General features: G+C 54.0%; 27 protein-coding genes. All 27 read right to left on the minus strand.

All coding sequences use genetic code 11. The features are described 5' to 3' along the window. Positions 1–12: 12 nt before the first annotated feature. The 27 genes from KORM41_RS03645 to tuf all read right to left on the minus strand — a co-directional run bounded on the left by KORM41_RS03645 (position 13) and on the right by tuf (position 14628). Complete coding sequence (locus KORM41_RS03645; protein ID WP_068144638.1) at positions 13–1029, minus strand: DNA-directed RNA polymerase subunit alpha; 1017 nt, start codon at positions 1027–1029, stop codon at positions 13–15. 89 nt (positions 1030–1118) lie between these two features. Beyond that, complete coding sequence (gene rpsK, locus KORM41_RS03650; protein ID WP_068144641.1) at positions 1119–1508, minus strand: 30S ribosomal protein S11; 390 nt, start codon at positions 1506–1508, stop codon at positions 1119–1121. Between the two features lie 51 nt (positions 1509–1559). Continuing rightward, complete coding sequence (gene rpsM, locus KORM41_RS03655; protein ID WP_068144644.1) at positions 1560–1928, minus strand: 30S ribosomal protein S13; 369 nt, start codon at positions 1926–1928, stop codon at positions 1560–1562. A 114-nt stretch (positions 1929–2042) separates the two neighbouring features. Next, positions 2043–2690 carry an adenylate kinase gene (locus KORM41_RS03660; RefSeq protein ID WP_068144647.1) on the minus strand — a complete coding sequence of 216 codons (648 nt, stop codon included), beginning with the start codon at positions 2688–2690 and terminating at the stop codon, positions 2043–2045. After that, positions 2687–4018 (minus strand): preprotein translocase subunit SecY, encoded by a 1332-nt coding sequence (gene secY / locus KORM41_RS03665; protein WP_068144649.1) that lies wholly within the window; start codon positions 4016–4018, stop codon positions 2687–2689. The genes KORM41_RS03660 and secY overlap by 4 nt, the downstream gene beginning before the upstream one ends. Before the next feature lie 52 nt (positions 4019–4070). Then, entirely contained in the window at positions 4071–4526 is a 456-nt protein-coding gene (gene rplO, locus KORM41_RS03670) for a 50S ribosomal protein L15 (protein WP_068144652.1), read from the minus strand. Positions 4527–4549: 23 nt separating this feature from the next. Continuing rightward, positions 4550–4738: a 50S ribosomal protein L30 gene (gene rpmD / locus KORM41_RS03675; protein ID WP_068144658.1), complete on the minus strand. Its 189-nt coding sequence runs from the start codon at positions 4736–4738 to the stop codon at positions 4550–4552. A 6-nt stretch (positions 4739–4744) separates the two neighbouring features. Next, positions 4745–5317, minus strand: a complete 573-nt coding sequence (gene rpsE / locus KORM41_RS03680; protein ID WP_068144662.1) for a 30S ribosomal protein S5 — start codon at positions 5315–5317, stop codon at positions 4745–4747. 23 nt (positions 5318–5340) lie between these two features. Further along, positions 5341–5694 (minus strand): 50S ribosomal protein L18, encoded by a 354-nt coding sequence (rplR, locus tag KORM41_RS03685; RefSeq protein WP_068144664.1) that lies wholly within the window; start codon positions 5692–5694, stop codon positions 5341–5343. 12 nt (positions 5695–5706) lie between these two features. Beyond that, the gene (rplF, locus tag KORM41_RS03690) at positions 5707–6240 is read right to left on the minus strand and encodes a 50S ribosomal protein L6 (protein ID WP_068144667.1); all 534 of its coding nucleotides are present in this window, start codon (positions 6238–6240) and stop codon (positions 5707–5709) included. A gap of 15 nt (positions 6241–6255) precedes the next feature. Next, on the minus strand, positions 6256–6654 hold the full coding sequence (rpsH, locus tag KORM41_RS03695; RefSeq protein ID WP_068144671.1) for a 30S ribosomal protein S8: 399 nt from the start codon (positions 6652–6654) through the stop codon (positions 6256–6258). A 12-nt stretch (positions 6655–6666) separates the two neighbouring features. After that, positions 6667–6972: a 30S ribosomal protein S14 gene (rpsN, locus tag KORM41_RS03700; protein ID WP_068144676.1), complete on the minus strand. Its 306-nt coding sequence runs from the start codon at positions 6970–6972 to the stop codon at positions 6667–6669. Positions 6973–6996: 24 nt separating this feature from the next. Then, the gene (gene rplE, locus KORM41_RS03705; protein WP_068144679.1) at positions 6997–7557 is read right to left on the minus strand and encodes a 50S ribosomal protein L5; all 561 of its coding nucleotides are present in this window, start codon (positions 7555–7557) and stop codon (positions 6997–6999) included. Further along, positions 7550–7867, minus strand: a complete 318-nt coding sequence (gene rplX, locus KORM41_RS03710; protein ID WP_068144682.1) for a 50S ribosomal protein L24 — start codon at positions 7865–7867, stop codon at positions 7550–7552. The genes rplE and rplX overlap by 8 nt, the downstream gene beginning before the upstream one ends. After that, positions 7868–8236 (minus strand): 50S ribosomal protein L14, encoded by a 369-nt coding sequence (gene rplN / locus KORM41_RS03715; protein ID WP_068144685.1) that lies wholly within the window; start codon positions 8234–8236, stop codon positions 7868–7870. 46 nt (positions 8237–8282) lie between these two features. Beyond that, positions 8283–8519 (minus strand): 30S ribosomal protein S17, encoded by a 237-nt coding sequence (gene rpsQ / locus KORM41_RS03720; RefSeq protein ID WP_068144687.1) that lies wholly within the window; start codon positions 8517–8519, stop codon positions 8283–8285. Between the two features lie 11 nt (positions 8520–8530). Then, positions 8531–8722, minus strand: a complete 192-nt coding sequence (rpmC, locus tag KORM41_RS03725; RefSeq protein ID WP_068144690.1) for a 50S ribosomal protein L29 — start codon at positions 8720–8722, stop codon at positions 8531–8533. Between the two features lie 19 nt (positions 8723–8741). Continuing rightward, positions 8742–9152 (minus strand): 50S ribosomal protein L16, encoded by a 411-nt coding sequence (gene rplP / locus KORM41_RS03730; RefSeq protein WP_068144693.1) that lies wholly within the window; start codon positions 9150–9152, stop codon positions 8742–8744. A 31-nt stretch (positions 9153–9183) separates the two neighbouring features. Next, positions 9184–9879, minus strand: a complete 696-nt coding sequence (gene rpsC, locus KORM41_RS03735) for a 30S ribosomal protein S3 (RefSeq protein WP_068144697.1) — start codon at positions 9877–9879, stop codon at positions 9184–9186. After that, positions 9879–10259 carry a 50S ribosomal protein L22 gene (gene rplV, locus KORM41_RS03740; RefSeq protein WP_068144700.1) on the minus strand — a complete coding sequence of 127 codons (381 nt, stop codon included), beginning with the start codon at positions 10257–10259 and terminating at the stop codon, positions 9879–9881. Before rplV ends, rpsC begins: the two co-directional genes overlap by 1 nt. Positions 10260–10261: 2 nt before the next feature. Next, entirely contained in the window at positions 10262–10543 is a 282-nt protein-coding gene (gene rpsS / locus KORM41_RS03745) for a 30S ribosomal protein S19 (protein WP_068144706.1), read from the minus strand. Positions 10544–10555: 12 nt separating this feature from the next. Beyond that, positions 10556–11392: a 50S ribosomal protein L2 gene (gene rplB / locus KORM41_RS03750; RefSeq protein WP_068144710.1), complete on the minus strand. Its 837-nt coding sequence runs from the start codon at positions 11390–11392 to the stop codon at positions 10556–10558. Between the two features lie 3 nt (positions 11393–11395). Continuing rightward, complete coding sequence (locus KORM41_RS03755) at positions 11396–11689, minus strand: 50S ribosomal protein L23 (protein WP_068144713.1); 294 nt, start codon at positions 11687–11689, stop codon at positions 11396–11398. After that, positions 11686–12306 carry a 50S ribosomal protein L4 gene (gene rplD / locus KORM41_RS03760; protein ID WP_068144717.1) on the minus strand — a complete coding sequence of 207 codons (621 nt, stop codon included), beginning with the start codon at positions 12304–12306 and terminating at the stop codon, positions 11686–11688. The genes KORM41_RS03755 and rplD overlap by 4 nt, the downstream gene beginning before the upstream one ends. 5 nt (positions 12307–12311) lie before the next feature. Continuing rightward, positions 12312–13064: a 50S ribosomal protein L3 gene (gene rplC / locus KORM41_RS03765; protein ID WP_068144722.1), complete on the minus strand. Its 753-nt coding sequence runs from the start codon at positions 13062–13064 to the stop codon at positions 12312–12314. A 5-nt stretch (positions 13065–13069) separates the two neighbouring features. After that, positions 13070–13384: a 30S ribosomal protein S10 gene (gene rpsJ / locus KORM41_RS03770; protein ID WP_068144725.1), complete on the minus strand. Its 315-nt coding sequence runs from the start codon at positions 13382–13384 to the stop codon at positions 13070–13072. Between the two features lie 53 nt (positions 13385–13437). Then, a complete protein-coding gene (gene tuf, locus KORM41_RS03775) occupies positions 13438–14628 on the minus strand; it encodes an elongation factor Tu (RefSeq protein WP_068144728.1) in 1191 nt (396 codons plus the stop codon).

Raw genomic sequence — 14628 nt, forward strand, 5'->3', positions numbered from 1 at the left:
TGTGCCCTAGGCTTAGTATTCTTGCTCAAGTTTCTTGGCGAGCTCTTCGATATTCTCAGGCGGCCAAGCTGGGAGTTCCATGCCGAGGCGCAGGCCCATGGACGCGAGAACTTCCTTGATTTCGTTGAGCGATTTGCGACCGAAGTTCGGCGTGCGGAGCATTTCTGCTTCGGTTTTCTGAACCAGGTCGCCAATGTAGACGATGTTGTCGTTCTTGAGGCAGTTTGCCGAACGAACGGACAGTTCCAGTTCGTCCACTTTGCGCAGCAGCTGACGGTTGAACGCTGGTTCTTCGTCTTCTTCCGGCTTGGTGGCTTCTTCTGGCTCGTCGAAGTTCACAAACACAGCCAGTTGGTCCTGCAGGATGCGGGCAGCGAATGCCAGGGCATCTTCAGGCGTTACTGTGCCGTCTGTTTCAACTTCCATCGACAGTTTGTCATAGTCGAGAACCTGGCCCTCACGGGTGTTCTCAACCTTGTAGCTTACTTTCTTCACTGGGCTGTAGAGCGCATCCACAGGAATAAGGCCAATTGGCGCGTCTTCCGGACGGTTGCGGTCTGCAGGCACATAGCCTTTGCCAGAGGAGACAGTCAGTTCCATGTTCAGCGTGGCACCTTCATCGAGGTGACACAGAACAAGGTCTTTATCCAGGATCTCAACGTCAGCTACTTCGCTGATGGCGTCGGCTTTCACCTCACCTGGGCCGGAAGCGGTCAGGTGCAGGCGCTTGGAGCCGTCGCACAGAACGCGAACGGGAAGCTGTTTGATGTTGAGAACGATGTCCGTCACGTCTTCGCGCACGCCTGGTACGGAAGAGAATTCGTGCAGAACACCTTCAATTTGGATCGCTGTAACAGCACCGCCCTGCAGGGACGACAGCAGCACGCGACGCAGGCCGTTGCCCAGCGTCATGCCATAGCCCCGCTCAAGCGGCTCTACAACGATTTTGGCTTTACGAAGCGGGTCTGCACCCGGCTCAATCGTAACGCCATTTGGTTTAATCAGTTCCTGCCAGTTTTTCTGGATCACGGTGTAACCCTCTTTTTGAATGACGCTGTTATTACAAATTCAGCGCCAAAGGATTCGCGCCAATACTCTTTACCCGAAACTCGTGTGCGTTATACGCGGCGGCGTTTGGGTGGACGGCAACCATTGTGTGGAATTGGCGTTACGTCACGAATGCTCGTGATAACGAAGCCAATTGCCTGAAGCGCGCGCAGAGCGGACTCGCGACCAGCGCCAGGACCCTTCACTTCCACTTCCAATGATTTAACGCCATGTTCCTGGGCTTTCTTACCAGCGTCTTCTGCAGCAACCTGTGCAGCGTAAGGCGTCGATTTACGAGAACCTTTGAAACCCATCATACCTGCAGACGACCAGGAGATTGCGTTACCCTGTACGTCTGTGATTGTAACCATCGTGTTGTTGAACGATGCATTTACGTGAGCAACACCATTGGTGATGTTTTTCCGCTCACGGCGCTTAACGCGCCCAGTGTCTTTAGCCATCTCTAGCAGACCCTATAATTATGGGGAGTCCTAAACAGCGGATACCCGAGATTACTTCTTCTTACCTGCAATCGGAACAGCTTTACCCTTACGAGTACGAGCGTTTGTGCTCGTGCGCTGACCGCGTGTAGGCAGTTTTGCACGGTGACGGAGACCACGATAAGACTTGAGGTCCATCAACCGTTTGATATTCATCGCAACTTCACGGCGGAGGTCACCCTCAACAGTGAAATCGGTATCGATCATTTCACGGATCTGAATAACTTCAGAGTCCGTCAGTTCCGACACACGACGCTCACGGGGGAAACCAAGCTTTTCGCAGATTTCCGTGGCCTTGGTGCGGCCAATACCGTGAATGTAGGTCAAAGCGATTTCTACTCGCTTGTTGGTCGGAATGTTAACGCCAGCAATACGCGCCACGACCGTTTCTCCTAATAAACAAGTTCACGTCTATACATACGAATCACAAGACGTGTTGAAGCCGGGGATTATATGAACTAACCCCCGTTCGTCAACCGTCAAGTGACAGTTTCTTTACGCAGTCAAGACTGCGTCAATTTGTGCAGCAACTTCATCGATGGCAGCCATGCCATCAACTTGCTGCAAAGTCCCCTTATCAGCATAATATGGCAACACAGGCGCCGTATCTGCGTAATAAGCTTTCAGCCGGCTTCCAAACGTCTCTGGATTGTCATCCTTACGACGGGTGAATTCCGTGCTACCACACTCATCACACACACCTTCCACCTTCGGCTTCAGGTTTGTGTCATGATAGCCAGCGCCGCATTTGGCGCAGGTATAACGTCCGCACACCCGGTCCACCAGCGCTTCGTCATCGACTTTCATTTCGATAACGGCGTCAAGGTTCAGGCCTTGGTCTGCCAGCATCACATCAAGTGCTTCGGCCTGCGCAACGGTGCGCGGGAAGCCATCCAGGATGAAACCGTTCTTGCAGTCTTCTTCCTGGATACGGTCACGGATGATGCCGATTACGATTTCGTCGGTTACAAGGCTGCCGCTGTCCATCGCAGCTTTGGCGGCCTTACCCATTTCGGTACCAGCGGCAACAGCTGCGCGCAGCATGTCGCCGGTGGAGAGTTGCACCAGACCACGGGACTTTTCGATCCGCTGAGCCTGCGTGCCTTTACCGGCACCCGGAGGGCCAAACAGAATGATAATCACCGGCGGCCCCCTTTCAGGCGTGTCTTTTTCAGAAGTCCTTCATACTGCTGTGCCATCAGGTGCGAATGGATCTGGCTTACTGTGTCCATGGTCACATTCACAACGATCAGAAGGCTTGTACCACCAAGATAGAATGGTACGGCCGCCTGGCTGATCAGCACTTCAGGGATGACACACACGATGGACAGGTAGGCAGAGCCAATAACCGTCAGGCGCGTCAGGACATAATCAAGATACTCGGCGGTACGCTTGCCTGGGCGAATGCCCGGCACGAAGCCGCCGTGCTTCTTCAGGTTATCGGCCGTGTCTTCAGGGTTGAACTGAATAGCCGTGTAGAAGAAGCAGAAGAATACGATCATTGCCACGTAAAGCGCGATATAGAGCGGCTTGCCCGGGCCGAGGATCGCCGTCACGGTGCTCAGCCACTCTGGGCCGCCAGCCTGATACAGGTTGGCAACGGTCAGAGGCATCAGCAGAAGGGACGATGCGAAGATCGGCGGGATAACGCCAGCCACATTGAGCTTCATTGGCAGGTGCGACTTGTCACCCTGGAACACGCGGTTGCCCTGTTGGCGCTTCGGATACTGGATGATGATCCGGCGCTGGGCGCGTTCACAGAGAACGATGAACCAAACCAGGGCAGCAGCACCTACCAGCAGCGCCAGCAGGATGCCAAGCGACATAGCGCCCGTACGGTTCAGCTCGAAAGCCTGTGCAAGGGTCGATGGCAGTTCCGCCACGATACCTGCGAAAATAATCAGGGAAATACCGTTACCGATGCCGCGCTGGGTGATCTGCTCACCAAGCCACATCAGGAACATGGTACCGCCGACAAGGGTGATCACCGTTGTCATGCGGAAGAAGAAGCCTGGGTCAACCACAACGCCCGGCTGGCTTTCAAGGCCGGTTGCAATGGCATAGCCCTGCACCACGGTCAGCAGCACAGTGCCATAACGCGTATATTGGTTGATTTTCCGGCGACCCTGCTCCCCTTCCTTTTTCCACTGAGCCAGTGTCGGGCTCATGGTGGTGAGGAGCTGCATAATAATGGAGGCCGAGATATAGGGCATAATGCCCAACATGATGATCGAGGTGCGTTGGAGTGCGCCGCCGGAGAAGGTATTCACCATATCCAGCATGCCGCTACCCATCTGCGCGAACATATTTGCTACTGCATCGGAATCCAACCCTGGAAGGGGGATATAGCTACACAGTCGGTACACAATAAGTGCACCCAGGGCGAACCAAATTCGTTTTTTAAGCTCTTCGGCTTTGCCGATTGATGCCAAACTAATATTGGACGCCAATTGTTCCGCAGCGGATGCCATAAATACTCCAAGCCCCTTGATCTGTTTTTATATCTCGGCCTACGCTTTTGCTTTAAGCGACGGTAACCTTGCCGCCAGCCTTTTCAACAGCTTCTACCGCACCTTTGGATGCGCCAGTTACTGTGATGTCGACCTTGGCTTTCAGTTCGCCTTTAGCCAGCAGACGTACGCCGTCGATAACCTTGCCAACAACACCGGCTTCCACCAGGGTTTCGACAGTGATTGGCTTCTTGGCGTCCAGTTTCTTGTCGTCGATCGCCTTCTGCAGACGGCCGAGGTTGAGAATCTGGAAGTCTTTCCGGTTCATGCTGGTGAAGCCACGCTTCGGCAGACGACGGTAGATTGGCATCTGACCGCCTTCGAAGCCGTTGATAGCTACACCAGACCGGGCTTTTTGGCCTTTGTGACCAGAACCGGCGGTTTTACCTTTGCCGGAACCGATACCACGACCCACACGCGTTGCAGATTTGCGAGCGCCTGGGTTGTCACGAAGTTCGTTGATTTTCATCAGTCTTCTCCGAACGCGCCGGCTTAATCTTCAACGCGCACCAGGTGGTGCACCTTGTTGATCATGCCGCGTACAGCAGGAGTATCCTCGAGCTCACGCGTTTTGTGCATTTTATTAAGACCCAGGCCCACCAGCGTCTGGCGCTGGTCAGCTTGGCGGCGGATTGGGCTACCAATCTGGGTAACTTTAATAGTCTTTTTCTTCGCAGCCATTGATCATTACTCCGCTTGAGCTTCGTCAGCAGCGTCATCAGCACCGTCAACGACTTTGATGTCGCCACGACGAGCTACGATGTCAGCTACCTTCTTGCCGCGGGCCGCTGCGACCTGACGTGGCGAGTTCTGCTTCGTCAGAGCATCGATCGTAGCGCGTACCATGTTGTACGGGTTCGAAGAGCCCTGCGATTTAGTTACCACGTCCTGTACGCCGAGTGCTTCAAACACTGCGCGCATCGGACCACCTGCGATGATACCCGTACCAGCTTGAGCAGTACGCAGCAGTACCCGACCAGCGCCCCAACGGCCCTTGATGTCGTGGTGCAGCGTGCGGCCTTCGCGCAGCGGTACACGGATCATGTTTTTCTTAGCAGCTTCAGTTGCCTTCCGGATGGCTTCAGGAACCTCACGGGCCTTACCATTACCGAAACCTACACGGCCACGTTGGTCACCAACCACTACGAGAGCGGCGAAACCAAACCGACGACCACCTTTAACAACTTTGGCTACGCGGTTAATGTGAACCAATTTCTCAATCAGTTCGCTTTCTTCGCGATTGCGTTCTGGGCGTGCCATTGGATTTCCTTTCTATACTTTTCTTAGAATTCCAAGCCGCCTTCGCGCGCCGCCTCAGCAAGAGCCTTCACACGGCCATGGTAGATGAAACCACCACGGTCGAAGACCACTGATTTGACGCCCGCAGCTTTGGCTCGCTCGGCAATCAACTTACCAACTTTGGAAGCGCCCTCGATATTCTTGGACGAATCTTCACGCAGGTCCTTCTCAACGGTGGAGGCAGCTGCAAGAGTTGCACCTTTCACATCGTCGATAATCTGCGCATAGATATGCTGGTTAGTACGGTGAATAGAAAGACGCGGCCGACCGCCTGCGCGCTTCTTAAGCGCGGTGCGGTTGCGCTGGCGGCGCCGTTCAAATGTATTATTAGAAGCCATTCGTGCCACCCATTACTTCTTCTTACCTTCCTTGCGGAAGATATATTCGCCTGCGTACTTGATACCCTTGCCTTTGTATGGCTCAGGCTTACGGAATTCGCGAATCTTGGCTGCAGTTTCACCGACTTGTTGTTTGTCGATGCCGGAGATAATGATCGTGGTCTGATCAGGCGTCTCAATCTTGATGCCTGCTGGAACCGGGAAATCAATATCGTGGCTGTAGCCAAGCTGCAGGTTAAGGGCAGAACCCTTCATAGCAGCACGGTAACCAACACCGGTGATCTCAAGCTTCTTGGTGAAGCCGTCGGTTACACCTTCGATCATGTTGGCAACCATCGTGCGCTGCATACCCCACATGGAGCGAGCACGCTTGGTTTCGTTAACTGGCGTTACTGCGATGCCGTCGTCGTTCTGGGCAACGATTACCTCAGGAACGAAAGTCATTGCGAGTTCGCCTTTAGGGCCTTTAACCGTCAGGTCCGCGCCGTTCAAGGAAACGGTCACGCCGGACGGGATCGCCACTGGCTTTTTACCGATACGGGACATGTCTTCTTCCCTTCCTTAGAATACGGTGCAAAGAATTTCGCCGCCCACATTGCTTTCCCGCGCTTCAGCGTCGGAAAGCACACCTTTCGGTGTGGAAACGATCGAAATACCAAGGCCGTTGTGAACACGTGGCAAGTCACGAACTGAGCTATAGACGCGACGACCTGGTTTGGACACACGATTGATCGTGCGGATAACCGGTTCGCCTTCGTGATACTTGAGCTCGATGGAGATGGAGGCTTTGTTGCCTTCACCTTCTTCACGCGAGTAGCCGCGAATGTAACCTTCACGCTGAAGCACGTCCAAGATGCGCTGACGCGTCTTGGAGGCTGGCGTGGATACAACGGATTTGCGAGCTTGCAGACCGTTGCGGATACGGGTCAGCATATCGCCGATCGGATCTGTCATCGACATGAGCCTATCCCCTTACCAACTGGATTTAACGACGCCCGGGATCTTCGCAGCGGAGCCAAGCTCACGCAGCGCGATACGGGACATCTTGAATTTACGGTAGTAACCACGTGGGCGACCCGTTACTTCGCAACGATTGCGAAGACGCGTCTTAGCGCCGTTACGTGGCAGTTTAGCGAGCTGGAGTGCAGCAAGCCAGCGCTCGTCTTCGCCCAGGCTCTTGTCATAGACTTTAGCCTTAAGCTCAGCGCGCTTGGCAGCATACTTCTCTACCAGCTTTTCCCGCCGTGCGTTCTTGTTCATGGCACTTTTCTTAGCCATATCAAAACCCTCCTTCGGCTGCCGTTATTTCTTAAACGGCATGTCAAAACCGGCGAGAAGCGCACGCGCTTCCTCATCGTTTTGAGCCGTGGTGCAGATGATAATGTCCATCCCGCGAACCTGATCTACTTTGTCGTAGTCAACTTCTGGGAAGACGATTTGTTCCTTCAGGCCCATTGCGTAGTTGCCGCGGCCGTCGAAAGACTTCGGGTTTACGCCCTGGAAGTCACGAATACGTGGCATTGCAATGGTGATCAGACGATCAAGAAACTCGTACATACGTTCGCTACGCAGAGTCACTTTCACGCCAAGAGGCATGCCTTCACGCAGTTTGAAACCTGCGATGGACTTGCGAGCTTTCGTAACAACAGGCTTCTGACCAGCGATGGCTGTGATCTCGTCAACAACCTTGTCGATCTTTTTCTTGTCGGCAACAGCTTCACCAACACCTACGTTGATGACAACTTTGTCGAGCTTTGGAACCTGCATCGGGTTTTTGTAGCCGAACTGCTCCTGCAGGGAAGCACGTACTTTTTCTTCATACATTGTACGAAGACGTGGCATTGCCTTAGTTGCTTTAGCCATCGATCACCTCCCCGGACTTCTTCGCAAAGCGAACCTTGCGACCGTCTTCGAGAACTTTGAAACCAACACGAGAAGGAGCGCCGTCTTTCGGATCTTCAATCATCAGATTGGAGAGCTGAATAGCCGCTTCTTTCGTCTCAATACCGCCTGCACTCGCCTGAGTAGGACGATTGTGCTTCTTGATCAGGTTTACACCCGAAACAAATGCACGACCTTCTTTAGGGAGAACGGACGTGATTTCGCCGCGCTTGCCTTTGTCTTTACCGGCAATCACAACGACCTTGTCACCTTTTTTAAGTTTCGCGGCCATTTAGAGTACCTCCGGTGCAAGCGAGATGATTTTCATATGCTTCTTTGCACGCAGTTCACGCACGACCGGGCCAAAAATACGGGTACCGATCGGCTCATGGTTCTTGTTTACAAGTACTGCTGCGTTGCGGTCGAAACGGATGGCAGTGCCATCGTTACGGCGAACTTCTTTAGCAGTACGAACGATGACGGCGCGATGCACGTCACCTTTCTTAACACGACCCCGTGGGATCGCTTCCTTTACGGAGACGACAATAATGTCGCCTACTCCAGCGGTTTTGCGCTTGGAACCACCAAGCACTTTAATGCACTGCACCCTCTTGCCCCCGGAGTTATCGGCCACGTCGAGGTTGGTTTGCATCTGAATCATGGGTTACACCCTTTGTTATTGCCGACGAATAGCAAGAAGGTGAGGCCTAAGCCTCACCACCTACTACACGCCAGGTCTTCAGTTTCGAAATAGGACGACACTCCTCAATGCGGACTGTCTCCCCAACCTGAATTTCGTTGCTCTCATCGTGAGCGTGGTACTTCTTAGAGCGTCGAATAATTTTGTCAAGCAAAGGATGCTTAATCCGACGTTCTACTTTTACAACAACGGTTTTGTCGCCCTTGTTGCTTACCACAGTTCCTTGCAAAATACGCTTTGGCATGGGTTTACTCCTTACGCCTCAGCCGACTGGCCCAGGATCGTCTTGATCCGGGCTACGTCGCGACGGATCTCGCGTACGCGAGCCGTGTTTTCGAGTTGGCCAGACGCCGCCTGAAAGCGCAGATTAAGCTGCTCTTTTTTCAGGTCTTCGAGCTCTTTACGGAGCTCGTCTTGCGACTTTTGGCGAAGATCAGCTGCCTTCATCATTTTTCTCCGTTAGCTCTTAATGCATCCGTTCCACGATGCGAGTCTGAACAGCGAGCTTTGCAGCTGCGCGCTCAAATGCACCGCGGGCCAGTTCTTCAGAGACGCCGTCGATCTCGAACATGATGCGACCAGGTTTAACCTTGGCCACCCAACGATCGACAGAGCCTTTACCTTTACCCATCCGAACCTCGGCAGGCTTAGCCGTTACTGGAGTATCAGGGAAGATACGGATCCAGACTTTACCAGAACGCTTCATGTGGCGGTTCATGGCACGGCGGGCTGCCTCGATTTGACGAGCCGTTACACGGCCAGGAGTGGTCGCTTTGAGACCAAACTGACCAAAGTTCAATGACGTTCCGCCTGGGGCAGAGCCGTGGATACGGCCTTTGTGCATTTTGCGGAACTTAGTACGCTTCGGTTGCAACATCGCTTGTCGCTCCTACTCTAGCCGTCCCAGCCTAGCGGCGGGACGGGCCTCCTTGGCTTTGAACTTCGTTAGCACGGCGTTCATGAGCCATCGGGTCGTGTTCCATGATGTCGCCTTTGTACACCCATACTTTGATGCCGCAGATGCCGTAGGCAGTCAGGGCTTCAGCTACACCGTAGTCGATGTCAGCACGCAGAGTGTGCAGCGGCACGCGGCCTTCGCGGTACCATTCGGTCCGTGCGATCTCTGCACCGCCAAGACGGCCGGCACAGTTGATCCGGATACCACCGGCACCAAGACGAATTGCGCTTTGTACCGCACGCTTCATCGCACGACGGAACGCAACACGACGCTCCAGCTGTTGTGCAATGTTGTCGGCGATCAGTTTCGCATCAATTTCCGGCTTGCGGACTTCGACAATGTTCAGGCTCACTTCAGCAGATGTGAAGTTGGCTACCTTGCGGCGGAGCTTCTCAATGTCGGCGCCTTTTTTACCGATGATCACACCCGGACGAGCCGAGTAGATGGTCACGCGGCATTTTTTCGCCGGACGCTCGATCACAACTTTGGAAATGCCGGCTTGCGACAGTTCTTTGGTTACGAACTCACGGATTTTCAGGTCTTCATGCAGCATCGAGCCGTATTCTTCGCCTTCGGCGTACCAGCGCGAATCCCAGGTGCGGTTCACACCCAGGCGCAGACCAACAGGGCTTACTTTCTGACCCATTATGCAGTCTCCTCTACTTCGCGCACAACGATGCGCAGGCGGCTGAACGGCTTAACGATCTTGCCTACGCGACCACGAGCACGGGCACGGAAACGCTTCATCGTCAGTGCCTTGCCCACAGTTGCTTCAGCAACAACGAGGCTGTCCACATCCAGGTTGTGGTTGTTTTCTGCGTTTGCGATTGCAGACTGCAGAACTTTCTTTACGTCGATCGCGGTGCGGCGGCGGTTGAAGCTCAGGCTTGCCAGAGCTTTTTCCACTTTCATACCACGAATTGACTGCGCCACGAGGTTGAGTTTCTGTGGCGAGCCGCGAAGCATTGTAGCGGTTGCTACTGCTTCGTTATCCGCCAAACGGCGTTTTGCAGATTGCTTACCCACAGTTATTTCCTCTTCGCTTTCTTGTCCGCAGCGTGACCGTAGTAGGTCCGCGTTGGAGCGAATTCACCCAGCTTGTGACCAACCATGTCTTCGGTCACATAAACCGGAATGAACTTTTGCCCATTGTAGACATTGAAGGTCAGGCCAACGAAGTTCGGCAGAATTGTAGACCGGCGAGACCAGGTCTGAATTACTGCAGCCGTTTTGCCGCTTTCCAGGGCGCCTTCCACCTTCTTGAGAAGGTGCATGTCAACGAAAGGGCCTTTCCATACAGAGCGTGCCATATTCAGGACTCCTTAGCGTTTCTTGCGCTCGTGGCGCGACCGGATGATAAGCTTGTCAGTCTCTTTGTTAGACCGAGTCTTCTTACCTTTCGTTGGTTTACCCCATGGCGTCACTGGGTGACGACCACCGGAAGTACGGCCTTCACCACCACCATGTGGGTGATCAACCGGGTTCATGGCAACACCACGAACGCTTGGGCGTTTGCCCAACCAACGGTTCCGGCCCGCTTTAGCGAGCTTCGTGTTTTGATTATCAGGGTTGGATACAGCGCCAACGGTTGCGACACACTCGCCGCGTACCACGCGTACTTCACCCGAAGACAGACGGAGCTGTGCGTAACCGCGGTCACGACCGATCAGCTGGGCATATGCACCAGCGGAACGAGCGATCTGGCCGCCTTTGCCTTTCTTCATCTCCACATTGTGGATGATGGTACCGATTGGCATGTTGGCGAGCGGCATCACGTTGCCTGGTTTCACGTCTACTTTGTCACCGGCAATCACAGTGTCGCCAGGGGCGAGGCGCTGTGGCGCGATGATGTAAGACAGTTCACCATCTTCATATTTGATCAGGGCGATAAATGCGGTCCGGTTAGGATCGTATTCAAGACGCTCAACAGTTGCTGGAACGTCCCATTTCGTCCGTTTGAAGTCGATGATCCGGTAAGAGCGCTTGTGACCACCACCAATGCGACGGGCAGTGATGCGGCCTTTGTTGTTGCGGCCACCGGATTTGGTGAGACCTTCGGTCAGCGCTTTTACAGGCTTGCCCTTGTGCAGACCGTCACGGTCAACAAGAACGAGGCCACGCTGGCCCGGGGTCACCGGTTTATATTGCTTGAGTGCCATCGGTTAAACCCCCGTTGTCACGTCAATACTGTTACCTTCAGCAAGCGTTACCATGGCTTTTTTGTATTCGGCGCGCTTGCCGGTTACACCACGGAAACGTTTTACCTTGCCTTCTTGGCGCAGCGTATTGACCTTCTTCACCTTCACGTCGAAGAGAGCTTCGACAGCGGCTTTGATCTCTGGCTTAGTAGCATCGATCGCAACCTTGAAGGTTACTTGGTTGTTTTCAGAGCCGAGAGTCGCCTTTTCGGTGATTACAGGGCTCTTGATCACGTCATAATGCTTGACCATGCTCATTTGAGCCTCTCCTCGAGTTTGGCGACTGCAGCTTTGGTGAGAACCAGCGTGTCACGACGCAGGATGTCGTACACGTTCGCACCTTGGCTTGGCAGCACATCAACATTCGGAATGTTGGCAACGGCGCGCTTGAAGTTTTCATTCACTTCAGCACCGTCAACGAACAGAGCATTAGCAAGGCCGAGCTTCTCGAGCTTGGCTGCCAGTTCTTTCGTCTTGCCTTCCTTCAGTTCAGCAACATCAACCACGATCAGCTTGCCGTCTGCTTGTTTAGCGGACAGAGCCGATTTGAGGCCGAGCTTGCGGATTTTTTTCGGCAGATCGAAGCCATGATCGCGCACAACAGGACCGAAAGCGCGACCACCACCGATGAAGATGTTGGAGCGACGGTCGCCGTGACGAGCGGTACCACCACCTTTTTGGCGGCCCCACTTTTTACCAGTGCGAGCGATGTCGGAACGGAACTTCACAGCGTGAGTACCGGCCCGGCGCTTGGCAAGCTGCCAGTTCACCACACGGTGCAGGATGTCTGCACGTGCAGTCACACCGAAGATAGCCTCATCGAGTTCGATGTCGCCGGCTTTCTTGGCGTCTAATGTAAGGACGTTCGTCTTCATGACGCTTATTCCTCGTTAGCTTCTGCAGGCGCTTCTGCTGGTGCTTCAGCCGGAGCCTCAGCAGCAGGAGCTTCTGCTTTCGCAGGGGCGCGGAATGCAGCCGGCATCGGCAGACCTTCCGGAGCAGCCTTCTTCGCAGCGTCAGAGATCAGTACCCAGCCCTCTTTGGAACCAGGGATACCGCCTTTAACGAGGATGAGGCCTTCATCAACCCGCGTTTCAACAATTTCAAGGCTCTGCACAGTTTTGCGGACATCACCAAGGTGACCAGCCATCTTCTTGCCCTTGAACACGCGGCCTGGGTCTTGACACTGACCCGTGGAACCGTGTGAACGGTGGGAGATGGATACACCGTGGGAGGCACGCAGACCGCCGAAGTTGTGACGCTTCATCGCACCAGCAAAACCCTTACCCTTGGACGTGCCAACAACGTCAACGCGCTGGCCTACCAGGAAGTGATCTGCAGTCAGTTCAGCACCAACTTCAACGAGCGCATCAGCGGCAACACGGAACTCAGCGAGTTTCGCTTTTGGCTCAACTTCTGCTTTCGCGAAGTGGCCACGCTGTGCCTTCGAAACGTTCTTTACTTTACGGGAACCCGCACCAAGTTGCAGAGCGGTGTAACCGTCTTTCTCAATCGTGCGCTGGGCAACAACCTGACAGCCGTCGAGCTGCAGGACAGTTACAGGCACGTGGTGACCGGCGTCGTTAAATACGCGAGTCATACCAAGCTTTTTTGCAATCAAACCAGTACGCATGGGTCTTATCCTTGCAGTTTGATTTCAACATCAACGCCAGCAGCGAGGTCGAGCTTCATCAGCGCGTCTACGGTCTGTGGAGTTGGGTCGACAATGTCGAGCAAGCGTTTGTGGGTACGCATTTCGAATTGTTCACGAGACTTTTTGTTTACGTGTGGGCCACGCAGTACCGTGAATTTTTCGATCCTGGTTGGCATCGGGATAGGCCCGCGAACCATGGCGCCCGTACGCTTAGCCGTGTTGGCGATTTCACCGGTTGCTTGGTCAAGCACACGGTGGTCAAAAGCCTTCAGGCGGATGCGAATATTTTGCGCTTCCATTGATCTAACACCTTAACAGTGGCGCCGGAACAAGGCCCGGCGCCGTGATTAAATTACGCGATGATTTTAGCTACAACGCCGGCGCCAACGGTACGGCCACCTTCGCGGATTGCGAAGCGGAGGCCTTCATCCATGGCGATCGGAGCGATCAGCTCAACAGTCAGGTTCACGTTGTCACCAGGCATTACCATTTCGGTGCCTTCTGGCAGTTCAACATTACCGGTCACGTCAGTTGTACGGAAGTAGAACTGTGGACGGTAGTTCGCGAAGAACGGCGTGTGACGACCACCTTCCTCTTTAGTGAGGATGTAAGTCTCGGCAGTGAACTTGGTGTGTGGCGTGATCGAGCCAACGTGTGCCAGAACCTGGCCACGCTCAACGTCATCACGAGCTACACCACGCAGCAGCGCACCGATGTTGTCGCCCGCACGACCTTCATCAAGAAGCTTGCGGAACATTTCAACGCCAGTAACAGTTGTCTTCTGAGTGTCGCGGATACCAACGATCTCGATCTCTTCGCCAACTTTCACGATGCCGCGCTCAACACGACCAGTACATACAGTACCGCGACCGGAGATGGAGAATACGTCCTCAACAGGCATCAGGAATGCACCGTCAACAGCACGCTCTGGCTGTGGGATGTAATCATCAACGGCTTTCATCAGCTCGATGATCTTGTCTTTACCGATGTTGTCGTCACGACCTTCGAGAGCTGCAAGAGCAGAACCAGCTACGATCGGAATATCGTCGCCTGGGAAATCATACTCAGACAGAAGCTCACGGATTTCCATCTCAACAAGCTCGAGGAGCTCTTCGTCGTCAACCTGGTCAACTTTGTTCATGAACACAACAAGCGCTGGTACACCAACCTGACGAGCAAGCAGGATGTGCTCGCGTGTCTGTGGCATTGGACCATCTGCTGCGTTAACAACCAGGATAGCGCCGTCCATTTGAGCCGCGCCCGTGATCATGTTCTTCACATAGTCAGCGTGACCTGGGCAGTCAACGTGCGCATAGTGACGTGCTTCAGTCTCATACTCAACGTGTGCAGTAGAGATCGTGATACCACGCTCACGCTCCTCTGGAGCCTTGTCAATGTTCGCGAAGTCTACAGCTGCACCGCCGTATGCTTCAGCCAGAACTTTCGTGATCGCAGCTGTCAACGTCGTCTTACCATGGTCAACGTGACCAATAGTACCGATGTTGCAGTGCGGCTTATTACGTTCAAACTTTTCTTTAGCCAT

It is taken from the genome of Kordiimonas lipolytica, assembly GCF_001550065.1.

Bases quoted from the DNA above. Each gene is read 5' to 3' on its own strand.
- rpsK (WP_068144641.1), bottom strand. From the start codon at position 1,508: ATGGCTAAAGACACTGGGCGCGTTAAGCGCCGTGAGCGGAAAAACATC.
- secY (WP_068144649.1), bottom strand. From the start codon at position 4,018: ATGGCATCCGCTGCGGAACAATTGGCGTCCAATATTAGTTTGGCATCA.
- rplO (WP_068144652.1), bottom strand. From the start codon at position 4,526: ATGAAAATCAACGAACTTCGTGACAACCCAGGCGCTCGCAAATCTGCA.
- rpmD (WP_068144658.1), bottom strand. From the start codon at position 4,738: ATGGCTGCGAAGAAAAAGACTATTAAAGTTACCCAGATTGGTAGCCCA.
- rpsE (WP_068144662.1), bottom strand. From the start codon at position 5,317: ATGGCACGCCCAGAACGCAATCGCGAAGAAAGCGAACTGATTGAGAAA.
- rplR (WP_068144664.1), bottom strand. From the start codon at position 5,694: ATGGCTTCTAATAATACATTTGAACGGCGCCGCCAGCGCAACCGCACC.
- rplF (WP_068144667.1), bottom strand. From the start codon at position 6,240: ATGTCCCGTATCGGTAAAAAGCCAGTGGCGATCCCGTCCGGCGTGACC.
- rpsH (WP_068144671.1), bottom strand. From the start codon at position 6,654: ATGTCGATGACAGATCCGATCGGCGATATGCTGACCCGTATCCGCAAC.
- rpsN (WP_068144676.1), bottom strand. From the start codon at position 6,972: ATGGCTAAGAAAAGTGCCATGAACAAGAACGCACGGCGGGAAAAGCTG.
- rplE (WP_068144679.1), bottom strand. From the start codon at position 7,557: ATGGCTAAAGCAACTAAGGCAATGCCACGTCTTCGTACAATGTATGAA.
- rplX (WP_068144682.1), bottom strand. From the start codon at position 7,867: ATGGCCGCGAAACTTAAAAAAGGTGACAAGGTCGTTGTGATTGCCGGT.
- rplN (WP_068144685.1), bottom strand. From the start codon at position 8,236: ATGATTCAGATGCAAACCAACCTCGACGTGGCCGATAACTCCGGGGGC.
- rpsQ (WP_068144687.1), bottom strand. From the start codon at position 8,519: ATGCCAAAGCGTATTTTGCAAGGAACTGTGGTAAGCAACAAGGGCGAC.
- rpmC (WP_068144690.1), bottom strand. From the start codon at position 8,722: ATGAAGGCAGCTGATCTTCGCCAAAAGTCGCAAGACGAGCTCCGTAAA.
- rplP (WP_068144693.1), bottom strand. From the start codon at position 9,152: ATGTTGCAACCGAAGCGTACTAAGTTCCGCAAAATGCACAAAGGCCGT.
- rpsC (WP_068144697.1), bottom strand. From the start codon at position 9,879: ATGGGTCAGAAAGTAAGCCCTGTTGGTCTGCGCCTGGGTGTGAACCGC.
- rpsS (WP_068144706.1), bottom strand. From the start codon at position 10,543: ATGGCACGCTCTGTATGGAAAGGCCCTTTCGTTGACATGCACCTTCTC.
- rplB (WP_068144710.1), bottom strand. From the start codon at position 11,392: ATGGCACTCAAGCAATATAAACCGGTGACCCCGGGCCAGCGTGGCCTC.
- KORM41_RS03755 (WP_068144713.1), bottom strand. From the start codon at position 11,689: ATGAGCATGGTCAAGCATTATGACGTGATCAAGAGCCCTGTAATCACC.
- rplD (WP_068144717.1), bottom strand. From the start codon at position 12,306: ATGAAGACGAACGTCCTTACATTAGACGCCAAGAAAGCCGGCGACATC.
- rplC (WP_068144722.1), bottom strand. From the start codon at position 13,064: ATGCGTACTGGTTTGATTGCAAAAAAGCTTGGTATGACTCGCGTATTT.
- rpsJ (WP_068144725.1), bottom strand. From the start codon at position 13,384: ATGGAAGCGCAAAATATTCGCATCCGCCTGAAGGCTTTTGACCACCGT.
- tuf (WP_068144728.1), bottom strand. From the start codon at position 14,628: ATGGCTAAAGAAAAGTTTGAACGTAATAAGCCGCACTGCAACATCGGT.